Origin of the sequence: Pantoea sp. GbtcB22 (assembly GCF_019091025.1) — a bacterium.
In the GTDB taxonomy this organism is placed as follows: Bacteria; Pseudomonadota; Gammaproteobacteria; order Enterobacterales; family Enterobacteriaceae; genus Pantoea; species Pantoea leporis.
In genome coordinates this window covers 1-259 of the sequence record NZ_JAGXKB010000368.1, presented here as the reverse complement: position 1 = coordinate 259, position 259 = coordinate 1, and the positions used below count along the sequence as shown (strand labels likewise).

The following is a 259-nucleotide window of genomic DNA, read 5'->3' as shown; positions in this document are numbered from 1 at the left end:
ATGAAAAGATTTTTTTCCCCGCTGGGAACTTGTGCTACATGATCCATCAATGTTTGCAAGTTCTTGATATATGTCTTACCTGATCCTATTGATGTGAACTTGTGCTGTTGTTTTTTTTTTTCTATGCAAATTCTCTGAAGATGGCTATGGTCCAATATTTGAACAACAGATGTGATATTTTTGCTTTTCAAAAGGATACCAATTAAATTTATCCACTGGACATCAGATCTTATGATTTGCACCAAAGTTAGCTCTGCTA

At 34.4% G+C, this 259-nt stretch carries 1 protein-coding gene; it reads right to left on the bottom strand.

Annotated elements, in window-relative coordinates; translation table 11 throughout:
* On the bottom strand, positions 1–259 hold a 259-nt coding region (locus tag KVT28_RS25500; protein WP_217551004.1), incomplete at both ends, for a hypothetical protein.